We start from the raw sequence: 19258 nt of genomic DNA on the forward strand, positions 1-19258 counted from the left end.
CTATAAGGGCGGGTTTTGACCCAAGATTTACTGCCTCAGTTGTCGAACTATTCGCTAAACCCGCTCCTACGACTCACGACTTACAACTTCTCCATGACCGCTTCTTTTGCCCAACTCATAGGACAGCATCAAGCAGTAGAATTATTGACTCAAGCGATCGCGCAAAATCGCGTTGCTCCAGCTTATTTATTTGCGGGACCGGAGGGCGTGGGAAGATGCATGGCAGCCAAATACTTTGTAGAACAATTATTCTGCTCTCAAATTCCAGATTCCAAGCAGCAACAAGTGCGCCAGCGCTTGCAGTTGGGCAATCACCCCGATGTTTTGTGGATCGAACCGCCTCAGCCTGAAGAAAAACGCAAAGCAGCACCAGTTATCCGCATCGAACAAATTCGCCATATCGAGCAATTTCTCAGTCGTCCACCTCTGGAAGCACCTCGTGCTGTAGTCGCGATCGAGTCAGCCGAATCCATGACAGAGGCAGCGGCAAATGCGCTATTAAAAACCCTGGAAGAGCCAGGACAGGCGACAATTGTGTTGATCGCTCCCTCTACTGCATCGTTATTGCCAACACTGGTATCGAGATGTCAGCGCATTCCTTTTTATCGCTTGGACTCTCAGTCTTTAGCTCAAGTACTACAACAAGTCGGCTACGCGCATATTTTGAGCCAACCAGCTATTTTGGCACTAGCGCAGGGCAGCCCAGGGGCAGCGATCGCGGCTTGGCAAAAGCTAGAGGGAATTCCGGCTGAATTACTGGCAAAACTTCAGCAGATTTCTCCATCTTGCCATGAAGCTCTAGATCTTGCGCGTCAAATCGATCGCACTCTGGATTTAGAAACTCAAATTTGGTTGGTAGACTATCTTCAGTATTGCTACTGGCAAAAGTTTTTGGCTAGAGAAATGCAGCACTTTCCCTTGGAAAAACTGGAGACAACTAGGCGTTACTTACTCTGTTATGCCCAGCCTCGACTTGTTTGGGAAGTCACGTTACTAGGTTTGACAGATGTAGAGATGTTGCGGGAAACGCCTTTATATCTATAAAATCACCCTATAGATAGTTGCTAATTTTGCCGTTGGCAAAAAAGCCCAAGGCGATCGCAATTGTTAAGAGTTACAAAAATTGCGCTCTACTTTTGCCAAGTTTATGATTAATTTGCCAACAAGTGGATCTTTTTGCCAAAATTGCAATGAAAGAAAAATCTTTAGAAAGAGGTGTCGATGGTTTTCTGATTTTGCTGTTGCCGATAGCATTCGCGATCGTCATCTTCTTTACAACTTGGCCTTTACTGCTGGGGCTAGCAATCTTTAGTATTGGTTATAAAGTATGGCAGTACTATCAGTGGCAACAATGGAGTCGGCAAGTTAATCCCATTTTTTTGCAAGTCATTCAAGCTAATCAAGGTCGGATCGCACCATTAGATTTAGCAATCAAGGCAAATTTGTCTGCTGCTACAGCTAAATACTATTTAGATAGTAAAGCAGCCGAATTTGGCGCTCAGCGACAGGAATATAAAGACTTAGGGACAGTCTATTACTTTATCACCTCCAGCACTTTAGGCAGTATGCTGGACAAGAGCGAACCGCTTAAGGAGTTAGAGCCAGCAAAAGAAAAAGCTCAGAATGCTCAGCAAATTGCCTCACAGTCAGTTAAGCAAGCCGAATCGCTTCCGTTAGAAACTGTCTCAGCTTTTTCTCCTACTCCTAATGCTCCAGAAAGCGCAACCTCCATACAATTGCCGCAGCCGGACGACATCGCAGTAGCTACAGAACAATCAATATCCCACAACCAAAATCAACCTTTACCCCAAACCCTGATCCAGTCAGAACTGGCTAAGCGGCTGAATGTCTATTCCAGCACTGTGTATAAGCGGCGAGACGATCCAGATTTTCCTGACTGGACTCGCAGTCGCGATCCTGATGGCATTTCCTGGGGATTTTCGGCTGAAACTAAGGAGTTTTATCGAATTTAGCGAGTGGTTGGTGGCTGGTGGCTAGTAGTAGAATTCTTCATCTAATCACTAGTCACCAGCCACTAGTCGCTGCCTCGACGAGCTGATAACTGACTTCCTCTAGCCTCGGAAATAGAGTTTAAATCGTGTTTTGCCATTTTTTGCAGCAATCCCGCGAGGATGTGGTTGACTATACCGATTCCTTCGTAAATCCAGCTAGTGTAAACCTGGATTAGGCTAGCACCAGCGATAATTTTTTCCCAAGCATCTTCAGCCGTAAAAATTCCTCCAACACCAATAATTGGTAACTGTCCTTGAGTTTGTTGGTAGATAAACCGAATAATTTCTGTAGAGCGATCGCGTACGGGTAAACCGCTGATTCCTCCAGCTTCTTCGACAATTGATTTGCCAGTTTTAGCAATTATCTGCGTTTTTAATCCATCCCGGCGGATTGTGGTGTTGGTGGCAATAATTCCAGCCAATTGATAAGTTTGGGCAATGTCAAGAATATTGACGATCGCTTCCCACTCTAAATCGGGAGCGATTTTCACTAAAATCGGTTTTCTTCCCTGATTTTCCTGTTGTAAGGCATCTAAAATTAAGCCTAACTGAGCTGCGTCTTGGAGCGATCGCAACCCTGGAGTGTTTGGAGATGAAACGTTCACCACAAAATAGTCACCCCAGGCTTTCAACAACCGAAAACTGTTGAGATAGTCGGCTGCGGCTGATTCTAAGGGAGTAATTTTTGATTTGCCTAAGTTAATGCCTAAAGGTATTGGTCTAAAAGTAGGAGAGTTATTGTTCTCAGCTAACCGTTGCGCCATCACCTCTGCGCCATGATTATTAAAACCCATGCGATTGAGAACGGCAAAGTCTTGAGGCAATCGAAATAGACGCGGACGAGGATTTCCTGGTTGAGGATGAAATGTCACCGTCCCCATTTCGGCAAAGCCAAAACCAAAATTCGACCAAATATGAGCCGCTACCCCATCCTTATCAAACCCAGCTGCTAATCCCAAAGGATTAGGAAAGTCGATTCCCCAAAGTTGCTGTTGCAATCGCTTGTCTTGCAAACCTGTAGATTTTTGCAGTTGTTCTAAAATCTGTTTCACACCAGGACGCGCGCGATTTCGATCCAGCCAATCTAAAGAATGAATGACGCGATCGTGCATCCACTCAGGATCGGCTTTAATGCCATCAAATAGAAACGGTCTAATTGCAGATTTGTAAATATCCACTTTTTCAGTTATCAGTTATCAGTAAAGAGTAGTGCGTGGTGCGTGAAGAAAGGGTGTAGGGAATTGGTAGTTGGTAGTTGGTAGTTGCACCTTAAGCCCCTCTGCTCCCCTGCTCCCCTGCTTCCTTGTCCCCCTTGTCTCCCTTCGCCCCCTAATCCCCACTCCCTTCGGTCGTGGGATCCCCGAGTTCCCCCTTGTCCCAAAACAACCTAATCCCCATTCCAAAGTCTCTCTACAGTCCAATGACGATCGCTTGATTGATAAATCCTCACACCCGGAATTTCGGCTTGAGTGACGAGTTGTTCGACCTCATCAATTGTAAAAGCTGCGTGCAAAGAATCGCGAAATAAATCTTTCTGGCGATCGCTGTATTCCGTACCAATTCCTTCAACTAACCGATCTATAGTCGCCGCATCACTTGGACGAATTAAATCTCTAATACAAATGGCTCCTTTGGGTTGCAATACTCGTTTGAGTTCTTGCAAAAAAGGCAAGGGGTTCGGTAAGTGATGAACGAGGCTGTTAGAAATGATTAGATCGAAGTAATCGTCAGGGTAAGGTAGGCGCTTAGCATCTACTATTTCCAAACTAATTCGCTCTTGCAAGCCTGCGGCTTTGACGCTCTGAAAACCTAATTTCAACATATTTTCTGCCAAGTCAATTCCCCATATTTGCCAATGAGGATGCATTTGACTGAGAATAATTGGAATTCGAGCTGTACCAGTCCCCGCATCGAGAACTTTAGCTGTGTCCATCCGACATAACTCACTTGCGGTTTGAGCAAAAGCAGTGTTGACTTCTACGAAATCCATCGCATCGTATTCAACTGCTTCTTCCCAAGAGTCCATCACTTCCGGTTCTAGAATTCTGAGTAATTTGTTATTGGTCATTGGGAAGTGAGTAGTAAGGAGTGAGTGGCTAGTGACTGGTGACTAGTGACTAGAAAAGAATCCAGCCACTGGTTCCACTGTCAACTGATAACTTTCTAACCAATAGAGGCTAGCAGTTGCAATTTGATGGTTTCTTGCTAATGTTACCGTATCTAAGCCATAGGTGGAAAAGGTGGTGTAGGAACCTAAAAAACCTACCGAAGCGTTGCACAAACCATGAAGTCAGATAATAGCGGCTCAAAGCTCCAGCGCTCGCACCAAAACTAATCGCGATCGGATTGCGAATTGCTGGCTGTTGCAGTGCTAACAGTTGGATTAAATCTTTCCAACTCATAATCATGAGTAGTTGGTAGTAAGATGGGCATGGCTCACCTTACTATAAAATTATCTGTCATCTACAAACGATCGCTCGCTACTACAGCGATCGTAGTCAGTAGTTCTGGAACGCAACAGTTATGAATACCAATATTTTTGTATTCTAGTTATCAGATATTCTTAAAATACTGTTTTTTAACGTTTGATTCTCGATCGGTCTTCATATTTATTACTACCGATAGATTCAAAATCTGTATAGATAGTAGCAATTAAGTAATTTCCTTGAGAAAAAATTGTGGCATGACACAACAATGTTCTCTCACCCCTCATAAAGGTGAGTAGATCCGTACTCAAGGGGGAGGTTATCTGCCTCCTAAATCTGAATCAAGGTCGATACAATTAGAGTGCGCTTTGAGTAATGTTGTTGCTATACAAATTCAGCGTTAATAACAGCATTACAAGGAGAAAATATATGCAGAATCAGTTCAGAACAGTTGCACTGCTAGGTTTATTAAGTGGTTTATTAATTGCAATCAGCTACTGGATTCTTGGTGGTAGCGCTGGTGTTATAACTGGTATTGCCATTGCTGCAATTACTAACCTAGTATCTTGGTATCAGTCAGATAAGATCGCACTGGCAGCTTATCGCGCCCGACCGATTAGTCCCCAGCAAGCACCAGGACTATATCAAATGGTAAAACGGTTGTGCGATCGCGCTCAATTGCCGATGCCTGCACTGTACCTCATTCCCTCGCGGGCAGCGAATGCTTTTGCAACTGGACGGGACCCCGAACACGCAGCTGTTGCTGTAACGGAAGGAATTTTAGAATTATTGCCAGAAGATGAATTAGAAGGTGTCATTGCTCACGAATTAACTCACGTCGCAAATCGAGATACCTTGACGCAAGCAGTTGCAGCGACGATCGCAGGGGCAATTTCTTTCTTAGCTCAAATGGCTAGCTATGGTTTATGGTTCTCTGCACCAACATCTAGAGATAATCGCGGTGGTGCCAACCCGATTGGAATCTTACTGACAGTTGTACTTGCGCCTGTTGCAGCAACAATTATTCAACTCGCTATTTCGCGGACGCGCGAATTCTCGGCTGATGCTGGTTCGGCACGGATGACTGGCAATCCTCGGGCTTTGGCAAGAGCGCTACAGCGGTTGGAAAGTGCTGCTAGACAGGCACCGATGGTGGGTAATCCTGCTTTTGAACCGCTACTCATTGTTAATGCTTTTTCAGGACAATTCATGAGCGGATTGTTTTCCAGCCACCCTTCAACTGAAGCACGGATCGAGCAACTTTTAAAATTGGAAAGAGAGTTACCGCAGTCTACTAAGTTTTCCTTCGGTCAGTAGTCATCAGTTAAGCAAGCAATAGATCGCAAGTTACTCATTTAGGAGATCGAACCATGACTAATGAAATTGGCAATCAAGAAGACAACTCCGTGAGAATCGAAATCATTCCCCAAGATAGCAGCGCTCTTGTTGACGAGCAAATGCCTGGGGAAAGCGATGAAATTAAAAACGAAACCAAAGCCTTGATTGAAGCAATTAAAACCCGCGCTCAACTAGAGGCACAATCTGCCGGTTCTTTCACTCGCGAAACGTACATAGAAGCTGTTCGTAAGGCAAGGGAGTTTGTAGAACGGAATCAGCCTTTGATCGAAAGAGATCGCCTGGAGAACTCCTACGAACACCTCAAGCAAGAAGCCGAGAAGAACTGGGAATCGGTCGCCAGAGAAATACACGAATTTGGCGATCGGCTGGCAGATGCAGCTAAAGCCGCTTGGGATGCCTTTACTGCTCCCCGTGGTTCTAACCGCTAAGTATTTAATGAAAGAGTGTCTAGTATAAAATAGCCCTGTTTTAGAGCAGGAGAGTGGCGATCGCCACTCTCCTGTTTTTTATTGGTCAGATCGATAGAGTTCGATGTTTAACTCGTTTATCTAACTTTGCTGACAATCTTCAGAAAATCTTCGTAAAAACTCGTACCAGCCCTGTAGTAATTTTTAAAGTATCGAGTTTCTCAATTCGATGAACTTTTTGCGATCGCCAAAAATCTGCCATAGCTGTTGAAACTCGCCTTCAGCAGCTTTTCTCCGTGCTGTTTTCAGAACTAATTTATATGAGAAAATTCGGATTTAGGGTTGTACTAATCGCAATGGCTGTGTCAATGTTCGTCCTCGCCATTGCCTCTAAAGGAAGTTTTGCTCAGGATTCTCGCCCCATTACTGCCAAAGCAAAGATCTTCGGTCCCGATATTGCTGGAGAATTAAAGCTACGACAAATTAGTAATGGAGTTACTCTTGTCGATCTTTATCTGAAAGGAGATCCTGGCGTTCTTACACCAGGATTACACGGCATTCACTTCCACGAAAAAGCTATTTGTGATGAAGGAGCAGAACCCCGATTTAGTACTGCTGGCGGACATTTCGATCCAGGACCATTCGGTAGCTCCTTACCTGTCCAAGAAAATCACCCTTATCATTTAGGAGATTTACCAAATATAGATATTAATCAGAAAGGTGAGGGCAGACTGATAACTGCTACAAGTCGTATTACCCTTTACGAAAGCCCCGTCTCTCTATTTGATGAAGATAGCAGCGCTATCATCGTTCACCAATTACCCGATTTAATGATATCTGGAGGCACGGCAGCACAATCGGGCGGTGGTCGGCTTGCCTGTGGCGCGATCGAACAAAGCTAAACTGTTTTAATTCTCCAGCAGATAATTGGCAAGGAATAAGTCAAAAGTTAAAAGTTAAAAGGAGCCAGTGCGTTGGGCGGCTCTGCCGACAGTCCCGCAACTGGCGTTCAAAACTAGCTATTCCCAAATGACAAATGACCAGTGACAAATGACTAATGAATCTTTCTTTGCCGATTATCTAGCTGCTAGCGTACGCCTTGCCGTACCGCTAGCATTTGCAGCTTTAGGAGGTCTTTATTCAGAGAGATCTGGGGTATTAAACATTGGCTTAGAAGGGATGTTGCTCGCTGGTGCTTTTGCTAGCGCGGCTGCAACATTTTACAGTAACAACGTTTGGCTGGGCGTATTAGCGGCTATTCTAGCTGGAGGTATGGTAGGGCTACTGCACGCACTACTGAGCGTGTCTTGGCGTGTCGATCAGTTAGTTTCTGGGTTGGCAATTAATTTAGTTGCTGCTGGCTTGACATCTTTTCTGGCGCGGCTGATCTTTAGTGGTGGTGCGCAGAAATTACCAGGTATTGAGGCGATCGCCATTCCTGGGTTAGTCAATATTCCCATAATTGGTTCTCTATTATTCGCGCAAAATATTCTAGTATATTTGCTTATTTTTCTGGTTGTATTTACGAATTACTTATTGTTCTACACTCATCCTGGCTTAACCCTGCGTGCTGTAGGGGAATATCCCCGTGCTGCGGATACAGCTGGAGTTTCCGTACAACTGGTGCGTTATTTCAGCGTCATTCTCAGCGGTTGTTTGGCGGGGTTGGGAGGAGCATACTTAAGTTTGGTACAGGTCAAGTTTTTTGCTGAGGGGATGAGTGCCGGTAAAGGTTTTATTGCAATCGCCGCCCTAATTTTTGGTAAATGGCATCCCATTGGTACTACTTTGGCTTGCTTGCTATTTGGCGCTACCGAAGCTCTCCAACTTCGCATTCAAGCTCTGGGTGTTAATATTCCCTATCAATTTTTGGTCATGCTACCTTACGCGATCGCCCTTCTCGCCCTAGTCGGCTTAGCCGGAAAATCTTCTCCCCCATCTGCTTTAGGTCTTCCCTATCTCAAGGAAAAAAGTGAGTAGCAACCAGTGTAGAGACGTTACATGTAACGTCTCTACACTTCATCTCGTGCCAAATAAGCGATCGCCTGCATCTCCCAAGCCAGGAACGATATAACCATGTTCGTCTAAGCGATCGTCAATTGCCGCAGTATAAATTGGTACATCAGGATGTTGAGAGTGGAAATGTTTGATTCCTTCTGGCGCAGCTAGCAAACAGACAAATTTTAAAGAGTTAGGGTTAATAGCCTTGAGGCGATCCACGGCGGCTATAGCTGAATTTCCGGTTGCCAGCATTGGATCGACAATTAAGACATCTCGTTTTTCCACTTCATCGGGAACTTTGAAATAATACTCAATCGCTGTTAAAGTTTTAGGATCGCGATATAAGCCTATGTGTCCTACTCGTGCGGAGGGCATCAACTCCAACATTCCATCCAAAATTCCTTGCCCTGCCCGTAAAATCGATACTATCACTAGCTTTTTATCGGGAGCTAGCATTGGCGCGTTTGTAGAGGCAATTGGTGTATCGATCTGTTCGGTTTTGAGCGGTAGATCCCGCGTTACTTCGTAAGCTAGTAACAAGCTGATTTCTTTTAACAACGTGCGAAATTTTGCCGTACTAGTTTCGGCTTTCCGCATCAGCGTCAATTTGTGTTGGATTAATGGATGATCGATCGCATGAACTTCGGCTTGCATATTGGAGCAATAATAGAGCTAAATACTTCTTAAAATAGCTGGCGAAAATATAGCAATCTTCATCATATACTGTATTTTTTGGAAACGATTCACTATTAGAGCAACAGAATCGCTTGCGAGTTATTTGTCAATCTCGATCGAGCAATAGTCAGTTATCTAGCAATTACTAGCTAAAATATCTCTCCTTTTTGAGCATGAAACTCAGACACTAACTGACTCATAAGATCCTTCGGATCGCCCTTCTAAAATCTCCTTCTAAAACATTTCGCGGCTTTACTAAAACGATACATCAAAAATATTTCTGCTGTAGTTAAAAATACAGAATTTTTTCGAGCTAGACGAAAAAGAGATGATTTAAGACAAAATTCAACATTGAATCTTGACAAATTAGTATGTTTAATGCATCGTTACTTGATATTATATTAGTGATTTATCCAATCATTTCTAAAAAATATCCTACCATTGAGAGCAAATGTAAATTAATATAAATTATTGCACGATATTTGTACTGAGACTTGAGAAATAAATAGAGGTTCATAAGTGTCCATTGGGTAAATGAACCGCTACTCACAGTATATGGGTGGAAGTTCGTACTGATGACAGGCTAGCTAGGGTCATGACACGCATGGGGAGAACGTTGACAAGACTTCCAAATGTAAAGTTTGATGCCTCTCTGGCTAGGAACTCACTCTATTAGTCACAGCGTCGGTAAGATTGCTGAATAAAAAGAGATGAAAGTTTCATCATTACGACCTGAAACACCACGTACTGCCAACCCAAGCAGCTCCAAAAGGTAGTAGGTAGGAAGAATGCAGGTTGTTATGCAAACTGTAAAGCAGGGATTGGAGGAGTGCCATCTCATGAGTAAGTTGGCAACAGACCTGATACAAAGTTGGCGATCGCATCTAGGCACTGAATGTCCAGAACAAAGCGATGCCACGAGAGAGAGTATCATTCGTTGGTTAGTCGGCAACGCGATCGAAGATTGGGAACAACTTAACACCAACGAACAAGCGATCGCCAAACAAGCGATGGAATATCGCTTTCGCATCTTCAAGCAACGTTATTTGGGAATGCCACCAGAACGCGCCTATCGTCAATTGATGACGAGGCTTTGTAGTTTGGAGTTGTTGCGCAATAAAATTCGCACGCTCGTATCTATGAGTCGCGATCGCCAGCGGCAAGTTACAGAAGTATTGCAAGAAGTACTACAAGAATTATTGCAAAGCGATCGCTACATGCAACAGCAAATAGCTTGGATTGCTGAGTGTACGGACGACCTAAAATTACGCAACGCTCTGCTATTTGCTAGTTTAGAAGAATATTGCTTGCGCCCGATCCGCAGTCAACCCTTATTGGTCTATCGCTTTGTCAATTATTTGCGCCGCACGGCACGGGGAGGAGTCACACAAGTTCCTGTCAATAATAAATTACGCCTGCTGTCTGAAGAAATATTAGGCGATGATAGCGATAACTCCTTTAGCTTGTTAGATCCCAAAGCAGTCGCAGACTATCAAGAAGAACAAAGCTTAGAAGAACAGCAAACCGCGCGACAGCTAGTGAAACAAGAATTTTCTAGCTATCTCGAAGAAAATCTGGGAACTACTGCCGCACAATGGCTCCAGCTTTACTTACAAGGTAAGTCGCAAGAAGCGATCGCTGCTCAGTTAAACATCTCAGTTAAAGAGATCTATCGTTTGCGGGAGAAAATTAACTACCATGCCGTACGAGTATTTGGACTCAAACATAAACCAGAACTCGTGAGCGAATGGCTAGAGACTTCCCTCATAGAACACAATATGGGACTGACACAAAACCAGTGGGAAGACTTTTTAAAGCAATTAACTCCAATTCAACAACAAATCGTCCAGTTGAAAAAAGCGAATCAGAATAATGAAGAAATTGCGAAAACCTTGAATTTAAAGAGCCATCAGGTTATGACTGAATGGGGTAAACTCTACTTGATAGCTCAAGAAATGCGCAGCCAAGCATGAGGAATTTCACCTCAACTTATTATTTCCGTTTCTCCATTCAAATCTCTGTAAACTAAAGTACTTAACCGTTGCGTGTTTTCACTGAACGCGAATATATTAGAGTTTAGTATACAGAAAAATATTCTAATTTTATGGTAGAATCTCATTCCCAAAATGATGAGCCAGCAAGCGGTAGATTCCAACTGAATACTGAGCAAATCTACAGCCTCATTGATAGAATGCTGCCTTTTGAAGCTTGCTTATATCATCAAGTTTTGCCTGTAGCTGTAGAGGGACAAAATCTGATTTTGGGAATGGTAAATCTAGACGATACTGCTGCCATAGAATACGTCGAACGGATCGCTGCATATTTAAAATATACTTTAGTCCCCCAGGCGCTCGACTCAGAAGACCACCGCCAGCTCATGTCAGCCTACTTAAATCGCTCAAAAAACAACGATTTAAGCTCAGATAAGCTGCACTCCATTGCTGCGGGATATCCTGGTGCGTCTGCTGCTAAACCTACAACCGAGAAACCAACAGGACTCAGCCCGAATGACAAACCGACGCTTATTTTAGCTGACGAGCGAGAAAATATTGCAGCCCGGAAGACTTCTCAGCCACAAACGCCACAACCCACACCTTCTCGATTGGGTGAAACTAAGACACCGCAATCCCAACCATCTGCTGTTAGACATTCTGGTTTAGGTGGAATTAAATCGGCACAATCTCAACAAACTGCTGCTAAACCATCTGGTTTAGGCGGGATCGGAACGCCAAAGTCCCAGCAAAAATCTCCAGCCAACCCAACTCCATCAGGTTTGTCGGCGATTAAAGTACCAGCTAGTTACTCTACTAACTCAGTCGAGTCCCTCAAAACCCTACCTCCCAAGAAACTCGTACGAGAATTACTCGGACGGGTTTTAGAAAAAGGCATTGGACGGCTTTATTTCGAGCGTAAGTCGCTACAGCAAGGGCGGATCGTGTGTAGCCAAGATGGAAACTTGCAGTGCGTGCTAACAGAGGTTCCAGCAAAGCTGTTTCAGGACGCGATCGAACAACTGAAAGAATTGACGCACATGCCTCTTGCGCCAGCGAAGGAAGCAAAACAGGTAGAGATCGAGCGTTTTTATCATGGCGAACGAGTATTATTGCGCCTGCGCGTCATGCCAGGTAGCAACGGCGAACAAGCAACTTTACAAGTTTTGCGCGGAGAAGCCTTAGAGTTTTATCAACAACAACAAATAGATACTTTGAGCCGCGACGCAATGGCGATCGCCAACCAGCTTCAGAAAAAGTTGCGCCAACTGCAAGAACGAGCTAGCATCGACGCTGAAGAACATGGCGAACGATACCAATCTCTCCTCGCTCTCAATCAAATCATCGAAAACGTAGAGCGGCAATTGGAACAGCTGAAGCAGTGACCTGCATTATGAGGGAGCAGGGGGCTTCAGGAGCTTCAGGAGAAGGGGAGACAAGGGAGAGGGGGGGAGCAATTCTGGTTCCACTAGCCACTCCTCACTAGTCACTCTCTACAGTCAATCAACCAACAACCACTAAAGAGTTGTTAGATTTATCCTAAGTCCAACAACTCACTACCATTGATGACTGAAGCTACATTAACTCAAGTTGGTAAGATTTCTAGCTTTACACCAACAATTCATTATCAAGTTGCCATGCCTCAACCAGAAAATCATCTGTTTGAGGTTGTTTTGCATTTAAGCGGTTGGAAATTGCCAGTATTAGATTTAAAAATGCCAGTGTGGACACCAGGTTCTTACTTGGTGCGAGAATATGCCAAACATCTACAAGATTTTTCTGCCAGCGCGGGAGAACAGACTTTAGCGTGGCAGAAGTTAAGTAAAAATCACTGGCAAGTAGAAACAGGCGATCGCCCTGACATTACTGTACGTTACCGCATCCATGCTAACGAGCTATCAGTACGGACGAATCACCTCAATGCAACTCACGGCTATTTTAACGGTGCGGCTATCTTCTTTCGCCTCCCAGGACTAGAACAGCAACCGATCCAAGTCGCGATCGCACCACCGAGATCGGATTGGCGCGTCACGACTCCTCTACCAGCAGTAGCGGGGCAAACTAACACGTTTACTGCCACAGATTTTGATACGTTGGTAGACAGTCCGTTTGAAATTGGCTGTCACCAATCGCATCAGTTTGAGGTGCTGGGTAAGTCGCACGAACTGGCAATTTGGGGTAAAGGTAATGCCGATGCTGCCAAGATGATTCCCGATATTAAAAAGATTATCGAGGTGGAAGCAGAACTATTTGGTGGTTTACCTTACGACAAATATATATTTTTGTTGCATCTAGCATCGCAAAATAATGGCGGGTTAGAGCATAAATTTGCTTGCTCGTTGATTTATTCTCGCTTTGGATTTCGCGATCGCGACAAGTACGAGCGCTTCATGCAACTTGTTGCTCACGAATTTTTTCATCTCTGGAATGTCAAGCGAATTCGTCCAAAAGCATTAGAAGTTTTCGATTATGATAACGAAAATTACACGCCGTCGCTGTGGTTTTGTGAAGGGACGACTAGCTATTACGATTTAGCTATTCCCTTACGGGCGGGTATTTATAACGATAAGACTTATTTGAAGAATTTGAGTAAGGAAATTACTCGCTTACAAACTACGCCAGGACGACTCGTACAGCCTGCTTCTGAGTCGAGCTTTGATGCTTGGATTAAGCTGTATCGTTACGACAATAATACTAACAATTCCCAAATTTCCTATTATCTAAAAGGGGAATTAGTCTCGCTTTTACTCGATTTATCGATCCGAGAGAAACATCAAAATCGGCGATCGCTAGATGATGTAATGCGTCAAATGTGGGAGCAATTCGGCAAGGATGAAATTGGTTTTACTCCCCCACAGTTAAAACAAGTTATTGAATCTGTGGCTGGAACAAGTTTAGATGATTTCTTTAAACGCTACGTTGATGGTACGGAAGAATTACCTTTCGATCGTTATCTCGAACCCTTTGGATTGAAATTAGTCGCAGAAGATGAGGAATTCTTACCTTATATAGGTATGAAAGTGCAAGCAGAAAATGGCAAGGACGCGATTAAATTTGTAGAGATCGATGCACCAGCGCAGCGAGCCGGAATCGAGCCTGGGGATGAATTACTAGCAATTGATGGCTTAAAAGCAACAGCAAATAATCTGAGCGATCGCCTGCGAGATTACCAACCAGGAGACGCGATCGAAGTTACAGTTTTCCATCAAGAAGAACTATGTACTCATACTGTGACTTTAGCTGCTCCTCGTCCCAGTCGCTATCAGGTTGTTCCAGTAGAAAATCCCTCTCTGACTCAAAAACACAACTATGAGGGATGGCTTGGGAGTCGCTGTTAATATCTCCTCTTTAAAGAAAGGCTGTTTCAAAGTTCGAGCAGCCTTTTGCACTGTTACCAAGAGAATCGGTTTAAAGCCGCGTCCTGCTGTGCTGGGGAGTATGTCAAAGCTATTGTAGATCGAAAGCCGACAGCACTCTACCCAATTCTCAAAGTGGTAGCGGCACATTCTTGAGTTCCCTTGTTATCCTAGTTAATAAGTTTTGGGAGCAACAAACTCAAACAGCACGGACTTAACCTGTTGTTGGTTAATAGCGCTCTGTCCTTAGCAGAAGACAGGGGACAGGAGAAGAACAGAACTTTTCTGAGATACGCGAAAGGCACTATTGAAGGATATATTTTTAATAATCTACTTCAGATTGTCTTATCGGAATATACATGAAGTCTTATCTCGCTGCTGCCGTTCAAATGACTAGCGTGCCTGACCTAGAAAAAAATTTGGTACAGGCTGAAGAATTAATCGAACTTGCCGTCCGTCAAGGCGCGGAGTTGGTCACCTTGCCGGAAAACTTCTCCTATTTGGGACGAGAAGAGGATAAAATTGCCCAAGCAGCAGCGATCGCCTCGAAAAGCGAAAAATTTCTCCGAACTGTCGCGCAACGGTTTCAGGTAACAATTCTCGGCGGCGGGTTTCCCGTACCAGTTGACGATCGCAAAGTTTACAATACAGCCTTACTGATTGGACCAAGTGGGGAAGAACTCGCCTGCTATCAAAAGGTACACTTATTTGATGTCAACTTACCTGATGGCAATACTTACCACGAATCCAGTACCGTACAAGCTGGAACGCAGTTACCAGTGGTTTATCCCTCTACAGAATTGGGTCATCTAGGGCTTTCCATTTGCTACGATGTCCGCTTTCCCGAACTCTACCGCCACTTAGCATACAAGGGAGCCGATGTGATGTTTATCCCAGCGGCTTTTACGGCATACACTGGGAAAGACCATTGGCAAATCTTGTTACAAGCTAGAGCAATTGAAAATACTTGTTATATTCTTGCCCCCGCGCAGACAGGGAAACATTACGCCCTACGTCAGTCTCACGGACATGCAATGGTTATCGATCCTTGGGGAGTTATTTTAGCCGATGCAGGCGATCGCCCAGGAGTGGCGATCGCGGAAATTAATCCCGTTCGTCTCGAACAAGTTCGCCGCCAAATGCCTTCGTTACAGCATCGGGTATTTGTTTAACTAGTCATTGCATCAACGACCGATCGCATAAGCAAAAATGTAAGGTGGGCAATGCCCACCCTACGCTTGTCTGGCAACGTTGTATTGAATTACACGGTTGCAGCCTTTTTGGTGATAGCGTTTAATTCGCCCTTAGCATACTTAGCAGCAAAATCATCGGTAGAAATTTGCTTGATCTTGCTAGCGTTGCCAGCAGCGCTAAATTGCTGATAGCGATCGGCACAGACTTTTTGCATGTACTTGATGGAAGGCTTCAGGAAGTGGCGGGGGTCAAATTCTTTAGCATCTTTAGCTAGAGCTTCCCGTACCGCAGCAGTGATTGCCAAGCGGTTGTCGGTATCGATATTTACCTTCCGTACTCCACTCTTGATTCCTTTTTGAATCTCTTCTACTGGCACGCCGTAGGTCTCGGGAATTTTTCCGCCGTACTGGTTGATTAGAGCCAGTAAGTCTTCGGGTACTGAGGAAGAACCGTGCATGACCAAGTGAGTGTTGGGCAAACGACGGTGGATTTCTTCAATGCGGCTAATCGCCAAAATTTCACCTGTTGGCTTGCGGGTAAACTTGTAAGCGCCGTGGCTGGTTCCAATTGCCACTGCCAAAGCATCCACTTGAGTTTGCTCTACGAAATCAACTGCTTGATCTGGATCTGTTAACAATTGATCGTGGGACAACTTACCCTCAAAACCATGTCCGTCTTCAGCTTCACCCATGCCAGTTTCTAAAGAACCCAAGCAACCGAGTTCGCCTTCTACGCTAACGCCTAGAGCGTGAGCTACTTTTACAACTTCGCGGGTAACGTTGACATTGTATTCATAGCTAGCTGGGGATTTAGCATCAGCTTCTAGAGAACCATCCATCATGACGCTGGTAAAGCCATTTTTGATTGCTGAATAGCAAGTAGCAGGCTCGTTACCATGATCTTGATGCATGGCAATAGGAATATAAGGATAAGTTTCTACTGCTGCCAAAATTAGGTGACGCAGGAAGTTTTCACCTGCATACTTACGAGCGCCACGAGAGGCTTGTAGAATCACGGGGCTGTCTGTTTCTTTAGCAGCCTGCATGATTGCTTGGATCTGCTCCATGTTATTCACGTTGAAAGCTGGAATGCCGTATCCATTCTCTGCCGCGTGATCCAACATCAGCCGCATTGGTACGAGCGCCATACAATGTCCTCCTAGTTTTGTTATCAGCTAGTTGCTTTGAACAAGCGTGTTTATTACGCTAATCTTAAGATAAATTTCAGATCATTACTAGAGACTTAGATTTAGAGATGAGGTAAGGTGCTGGGATACCTTCACCACGATCGCTTTATTGCTACCTTGGAGCCAAAGCCAATTTGTCCAGCGTCTACTGTGACTTGAACGCTAAACAAACATATCGAGTTAAAAATATGGGTCGCCTGGGATTCGAACCCAGAACTATTCGGTTAAAAGCCGAGTACTCTACCGTTGAGTTAGCGACCCTTTTGCGTTTTTGCAACTTTACTAGTTTATCAGAGGCTCCTGGATTTATGCAAGCACTTAGTCAAAGTCACTACATTTCGCGCCAGTTGCCAGAAAAAAATTTTCTCCCCTACTCCCTACTCCCTGCTCCTTACTCCCTTCCCTAGCTAATTGGGATACCAAAACATCCCCTTAATCCCTTCAGGATCGGTCATAAAACCCATACCCCGATAAAAATCTACCACGTGGGGGTCGGCAAACAGAGTAATGTTGCTGATGTCCTCAGCACGAAGTTTTTTAATTGCGTATTTCATCAATGCCTTACCTAGCCCTTTCCCTGAAAGCTAGGATGCACGACGACATCCCAAATAGTAGCGTTGAAGGCATGATCTGAAGTAGCACGGGCAAATCCAATTAGCCTTCGCTGAGTTCCTCGTACTTGCCACATCGACACGACGAGAAAGCTGTGCTGAATCGCTTTTTTAACCTTACGGAGAGGACGACGCGCCCAACCGACAGCATCGCAAAGTTCTTCCAACTCGTAAAGGTCGATGTTGCGATCGGTGCTAAAAACAATACTTTCACCATTTAGAGCAGAAAAGCCCATAGATTCGACGGCTTCCTCCTCTACTGGCGCTGTCTTGGTTCCGGTAGCAGTTTCAGAACCGCTAAACCAGCCTTTCCAAAAACCCATGCCAATGCAATTTATGAGATAGAAACGATATTGACTACACGAACTAGTATGATACTTCTAGTTTTTCTAGTTTCGCTGTTCTTACCCAAGTTCTAACGTCTACTTTCCCACCACCCGATTCAAGCGACAGTTTGGTTGTCAAATGAATGCCCTAGTATGAGAGACACAGAATTAGAGTTGAAGTACAACTAGCTTACTCATAACCAGCCATTTTTAACTTTAGCACCTTAAAGGAATTAGGGGTAAGAGGCAAGCGGCAAGTGGCAAGAAGGAAACTTCTAGGGCAAGCGTCCTGTCAAAAGAAAGAAGTAAAGATAAACTCTACAACTGCTGAGGTAGCGTTAAGGCTAGGATAGAAGCATGGCAACCATAGAGATTGCGGGAGTGCGTCACGTTTACGAGTTGACTGCACCGACGACTTTTCCCCATGCTTTGGTATTCGTTCACGGTTGGCTTCTCAGCCGTGCCTACTGGCAACCTCTGATTGAAAGGCTGGCAGTAGACTATCAATGTTTATCTTACGATTTGCGTGGCTTTGGTCAATCTCACGCCATTTCTTCTCAAGAGAAGGCTGAAGCAGATACTCGGGATCTGGCGTTAAATGGCTCCAATGCTACAAAAGAAGATAATTCTCCCTATTCACCCACTGCTTATGCTCGCGATTTGAAATGTTTATTGCAGGAACTTAACATTTCCAGCGCTTGGTTGATCGGTCACTCCCTTGGTGGGACGATCGCGCTCTGGACGGCTCAGCAAATGCCCCAGTCCGTACAGGGGGTCATTTGCGTGAATGCTGGTGGCGGAATTTATCTGAAGGAATCTTTCGAGCAATTTCGCGCTGTTGGGACTCAGTTGGTGAAACTTCGTCCCCGTTGGTTGCCTTTATTACCGTTAGTCGATTTATGGATGACGCGGGCAAATGTCGCCAGGGCGATCGCCCGCTCGTGGGGTCGTCAGCGCATTGTCGATCTAGCGATCGCTCATCCAGAAGCAGCTCTAGGAGCGCTTCTAGACTCTACTACGGAGACTGAAATTAATCGCTTACCACAGATCGTGTCACAACTCCAACAACCAGTTTATTTTCTGGCAGGAGACAAAGACAAGATTATGGAACCAAAATACGTCCGCCATCTTGCCAGTTTTCACCCCTTGTTTCAAGCCTGTGGCGAAAATGCGATCGAAATTCCTGAATGCGGACATTTGGCAATGTTAGAACAAACAGATATGGTCGCCGAGCAAATTCGAGCTATAGTGACGCAGTACAAATAGTCCTCACCCCCTCCAAAACAGCATGAATTGGCAGCTAGAAGAGTCAGAGTTACAGCAAATTGCTATTATCGTCTTGAGTTTAGCCGATAAGTGTCGGGGAGATAATCTCGCTCTTTTAGCCTTACTGCGACAGTTAGAGCAATTGCATCGGGAAATTCGGGATGGTTTATTTCAAGAATCTTTGCCAGATAATCGTCAAGCACTTTACGCTTTACTAAAAGACGTTGAAACTACGGGCGGTTGGCCTTATATCGAACGGCTAAGAATACAACAGTTGTTGGCAAACTGGCAGTTAGAAGAGGGCAAAGGAGACAACTTAAGTGTCTAGTGACTAGGTATCAGGTAACTAGATTCTTCAAGCCACTGATACTAGCTGCTAGTCACTGACAACTAACTACCGATCGACTATCGATTTTTATTACTCTGTAACTATAAAGTCAACTACTCA

18 protein-coding genes, 1 tRNA gene and 2 pseudogenes are annotated in these 19258 nt (G+C 44.6%); 12 read left to right on the forward strand and 9 right to left on the reverse strand.

Going from position 1 to position 19258, the window contains the following annotated elements; all coding sequences use genetic code 11:
* The first annotated feature begins 93 nt into the window (after positions 1 to 93).
* Together holB and M5J74_RS25390 are read left to right on the forward strand one after the other, a co-directional pair.
* Positions 94 to 1044, forward strand: a complete 951-nt coding sequence (gene holB / locus M5J74_RS25385) for a DNA polymerase III subunit delta' (protein WP_015156783.1) — start codon at positions 94 to 96, stop codon at positions 1042 to 1044.
* Between the two features lie 146 nt (positions 1045 to 1190).
* Positions 1191 to 1973 (forward strand): hypothetical protein, encoded by a 783-nt coding sequence (locus M5J74_RS25390; protein ID WP_250014003.1) that lies wholly within the window; start codon positions 1191 to 1193, stop codon positions 1971 to 1973.
* 62 nt (positions 1974 to 2035) lie between these two features.
* Here the strand turns inward: M5J74_RS25390 and M5J74_RS25395 are convergent, their stop codons facing one another.
* From M5J74_RS25395 to M5J74_RS32930, 5 genes and pseudogenes are all read right to left on the reverse strand, one after another.
* On the reverse strand, positions 2036 to 3190 hold the full coding sequence (locus M5J74_RS25395; RefSeq protein WP_015156785.1) for a quinone-dependent dihydroorotate dehydrogenase: 1155 nt from the start codon (positions 3188 to 3190) through the stop codon (positions 2036 to 2038).
* An 18-nt stretch (positions 3191 to 3208) separates the two neighbouring features.
* Positions 3209 to 3352, reverse strand: coding sequence for a hypothetical protein (locus M5J74_RS25400; protein ID WP_158631768.1), 144 nt, complete (start codon positions 3350 to 3352; stop codon positions 3209 to 3211).
* A 47-nt stretch (positions 3353 to 3399) separates the two neighbouring features.
* The gene (locus M5J74_RS25405; RefSeq protein ID WP_015156786.1) at positions 3400 to 4080 is read right to left on the reverse strand and encodes a class I SAM-dependent methyltransferase; all 681 of its coding nucleotides are present in this window, start codon (positions 4078 to 4080) and stop codon (positions 3400 to 3402) included.
* Positions 4081 to 4122: 42 nt separating this feature from the next.
* Positions 4123 to 4381 (reverse strand): annotated as a pseudogene (locus M5J74_RS33675) (CrcB family protein).
* 209 nt (positions 4382 to 4590) lie between these two features.
* A complete protein-coding gene (locus tag M5J74_RS32930) occupies positions 4591 to 4725 on the reverse strand; it encodes a hypothetical protein (protein ID WP_255409974.1) in 135 nt (44 codons plus the stop codon).
* Positions 4726 to 4867: 142 nt separating this feature from the next.
* Here M5J74_RS32930 and M5J74_RS25410 point away from each other — a divergent pair, with 142 nt between their 5' ends.
* The 4 genes from M5J74_RS25410 (at position 4868) to M5J74_RS25425 (ending at position 8184) form a co-directional block, all read left to right on the forward strand.
* Positions 4868 to 5755 carry a M48 family metalloprotease gene (locus M5J74_RS25410; RefSeq protein ID WP_015156787.1) on the forward strand — a complete coding sequence of 296 codons (888 nt, stop codon included), beginning with the start codon at positions 4868 to 4870 and terminating at the stop codon, positions 5753 to 5755.
* 53 nt (positions 5756 to 5808) lie between these two features.
* On the forward strand, positions 5809 to 6225 hold the full coding sequence (locus tag M5J74_RS25415; RefSeq protein WP_106168180.1) for a hypothetical protein: 417 nt from the start codon (positions 5809 to 5811) through the stop codon (positions 6223 to 6225).
* Positions 6226 to 6560: 335 nt separating this feature from the next.
* Positions 6561 to 7106: a superoxide dismutase family protein gene (locus M5J74_RS25420; protein ID WP_106168179.1), complete on the forward strand. Its 546-nt coding sequence runs from the start codon at positions 6561 to 6563 to the stop codon at positions 7104 to 7106.
* A gap of 148 nt (positions 7107 to 7254) precedes the next feature.
* Positions 7255 to 8184, forward strand: a complete 930-nt coding sequence (locus M5J74_RS25425) for an ABC transporter permease (protein ID WP_106217843.1) — start codon at positions 7255 to 7257, stop codon at positions 8182 to 8184.
* A gap of 39 nt (positions 8185 to 8223) precedes the next feature.
* Here M5J74_RS25425 and upp read toward each other — a convergent pair whose 3' ends face one another.
* Positions 8224 to 8859, reverse strand: coding sequence for a uracil phosphoribosyltransferase (gene upp / locus M5J74_RS25430; protein ID WP_015156791.1), 636 nt, complete (start codon positions 8857 to 8859; stop codon positions 8224 to 8226).
* Positions 8860 to 9668: 809 nt separating this feature from the next.
* Here upp and M5J74_RS25435 point away from each other — a divergent pair.
* From M5J74_RS25435 to M5J74_RS25450, 4 genes are all read left to right on the forward strand, one after another.
* A complete protein-coding gene (locus M5J74_RS25435; RefSeq protein ID WP_106168177.1) occupies positions 9669 to 10853 on the forward strand; it encodes a HetZ-related protein 2 in 1185 nt (394 codons plus the stop codon).
* Positions 10854 to 10984: 131 nt separating this feature from the next.
* On the forward strand, positions 10985 to 12256 hold the full coding sequence (locus M5J74_RS25440; protein WP_250014006.1) for a hypothetical protein: 1272 nt from the start codon (positions 10985 to 10987) through the stop codon (positions 12254 to 12256).
* A 180-nt stretch (positions 12257 to 12436) separates the two neighbouring features.
* Positions 12437 to 14209, forward strand: coding sequence for a M61 family metallopeptidase (locus M5J74_RS25445; RefSeq protein WP_250014008.1), 1773 nt, complete (start codon positions 12437 to 12439; stop codon positions 14207 to 14209).
* A 377-nt stretch (positions 14210 to 14586) separates the two neighbouring features.
* Positions 14587 to 15399, forward strand: a complete 813-nt coding sequence (locus M5J74_RS25450) for a carbon-nitrogen hydrolase family protein (RefSeq protein WP_127022923.1) — start codon at positions 14587 to 14589, stop codon at positions 15397 to 15399.
* A gap of 89 nt (positions 15400 to 15488) precedes the next feature.
* Here M5J74_RS25450 and fba read toward each other — a convergent pair whose 3' ends face one another.
* The 3 genes and pseudogenes from fba to M5J74_RS25470 form a co-directional block, all read right to left on the reverse strand.
* Entirely contained in the window at positions 15489 to 16568 is a 1080-nt protein-coding gene (gene fba, locus M5J74_RS25455) for a class II fructose-bisphosphate aldolase (RefSeq protein ID WP_106168787.1), read from the reverse strand.
* A 228-nt stretch (positions 16569 to 16796) separates the two neighbouring features.
* Positions 16797 to 16868: transfer RNA gene (locus tag M5J74_RS25460), tRNA-Lys, on the reverse strand.
* Between the two features lie 146 nt (positions 16869 to 17014).
* Positions 17015 to 17541: pseudogene (locus M5J74_RS25470) on the reverse strand (GNAT family N-acetyltransferase).
* Positions 17542 to 17901: 360 nt separating this feature from the next.
* On the opposite strand from M5J74_RS25470, the gene M5J74_RS25475 reads away from it, so the two are divergent.
* Together M5J74_RS25475 and M5J74_RS25480 are read left to right on the forward strand one after the other, a co-directional pair.
* Complete coding sequence (locus M5J74_RS25475; RefSeq protein WP_106168786.1) at positions 17902 to 18810, forward strand: alpha/beta fold hydrolase; 909 nt, start codon at positions 17902 to 17904, stop codon at positions 18808 to 18810.
* A 22-nt stretch (positions 18811 to 18832) separates the two neighbouring features.
* Positions 18833 to 19138: a hypothetical protein gene (locus M5J74_RS25480; RefSeq protein ID WP_015156801.1), complete on the forward strand. Its 306-nt coding sequence runs from the start codon at positions 18833 to 18835 to the stop codon at positions 19136 to 19138.
* The last annotated feature ends 120 nt before the right edge of the window (positions 19139 to 19258 follow it).

This window comes from Chroococcidiopsis sp. CCNUC1 (assembly GCF_023546805.1).
Lineage (GTDB): Bacteria > Cyanobacteriota > Cyanobacteriia > Cyanobacteriales > Chroococcidiopsidaceae > Chroococcidiopsis > Chroococcidiopsis thermalis.

What these genes read in the sequence shown, in the direction of transcription:
- M5J74_RS25475 (WP_106168786.1), top strand. Translation starts at nt 17,902, where the DNA reads ATGGCAACCATAGAGATTGCGGGAGTGCGTCACGTTTACGAGTTGACT.
- M5J74_RS25410 (WP_015156787.1), top strand. Translation starts at nt 4,868, where the DNA reads ATGCAGAATCAGTTCAGAACAGTTGCACTGCTAGGTTTATTAAGTGGT.
- M5J74_RS25440 (WP_250014006.1), top strand. Translation starts at nt 10,985, where the DNA reads ATGGTAGAATCTCATTCCCAAAATGATGAGCCAGCAAGCGGTAGATTC.
- M5J74_RS25450 (WP_127022923.1), top strand. Translation starts at nt 14,587, where the DNA reads ATGAAGTCTTATCTCGCTGCTGCCGTTCAAATGACTAGCGTGCCTGAC.
- M5J74_RS25445 (WP_250014008.1), top strand. Translation starts at nt 12,437, where the DNA reads ATGACTGAAGCTACATTAACTCAAGTTGGTAAGATTTCTAGCTTTACA.
- M5J74_RS25425 (WP_106217843.1), top strand. Translation starts at nt 7,255, where the DNA reads ATGACTAATGAATCTTTCTTTGCCGATTATCTAGCTGCTAGCGTACGC.
- M5J74_RS25420 (WP_106168179.1), top strand. Translation starts at nt 6,561, where the DNA reads ATGGCTGTGTCAATGTTCGTCCTCGCCATTGCCTCTAAAGGAAGTTTT.
- holB (WP_015156783.1), top strand. Translation starts at nt 94, where the DNA reads ATGACCGCTTCTTTTGCCCAACTCATAGGACAGCATCAAGCAGTAGAA.
- M5J74_RS25415 (WP_106168180.1), top strand. Translation starts at nt 5,809, where the DNA reads ATGACTAATGAAATTGGCAATCAAGAAGACAACTCCGTGAGAATCGAA.
- M5J74_RS25405 (WP_015156786.1), bottom strand. Translation starts at nt 4,080, where the DNA reads ATGACCAATAACAAATTACTCAGAATTCTAGAACCGGAAGTGATGGAC.
- M5J74_RS25435 (WP_106168177.1), top strand. Translation starts at nt 9,669, where the DNA reads ATGCAGGTTGTTATGCAAACTGTAAAGCAGGGATTGGAGGAGTGCCAT.
- M5J74_RS25390 (WP_250014003.1), top strand. Translation starts at nt 1,191, where the DNA reads ATGAAAGAAAAATCTTTAGAAAGAGGTGTCGATGGTTTTCTGATTTTG.
- M5J74_RS25480 (WP_015156801.1), top strand. Translation starts at nt 18,833, where the DNA reads ATGAATTGGCAGCTAGAAGAGTCAGAGTTACAGCAAATTGCTATTATC.
- fba (WP_106168787.1), bottom strand. Translation starts at nt 16,568, where the DNA reads ATGGCGCTCGTACCAATGCGGCTGATGTTGGATCACGCGGCAGAGAAT.
- upp (WP_015156791.1), bottom strand. Translation starts at nt 8,859, where the DNA reads ATGCAAGCCGAAGTTCATGCGATCGATCATCCATTAATCCAACACAAA.
- M5J74_RS32930 (WP_255409974.1), bottom strand. Translation starts at nt 4,725, where the DNA reads ATGAGGGGTGAGAGAACATTGTTGTGTCATGCCACAATTTTTTCTCAA.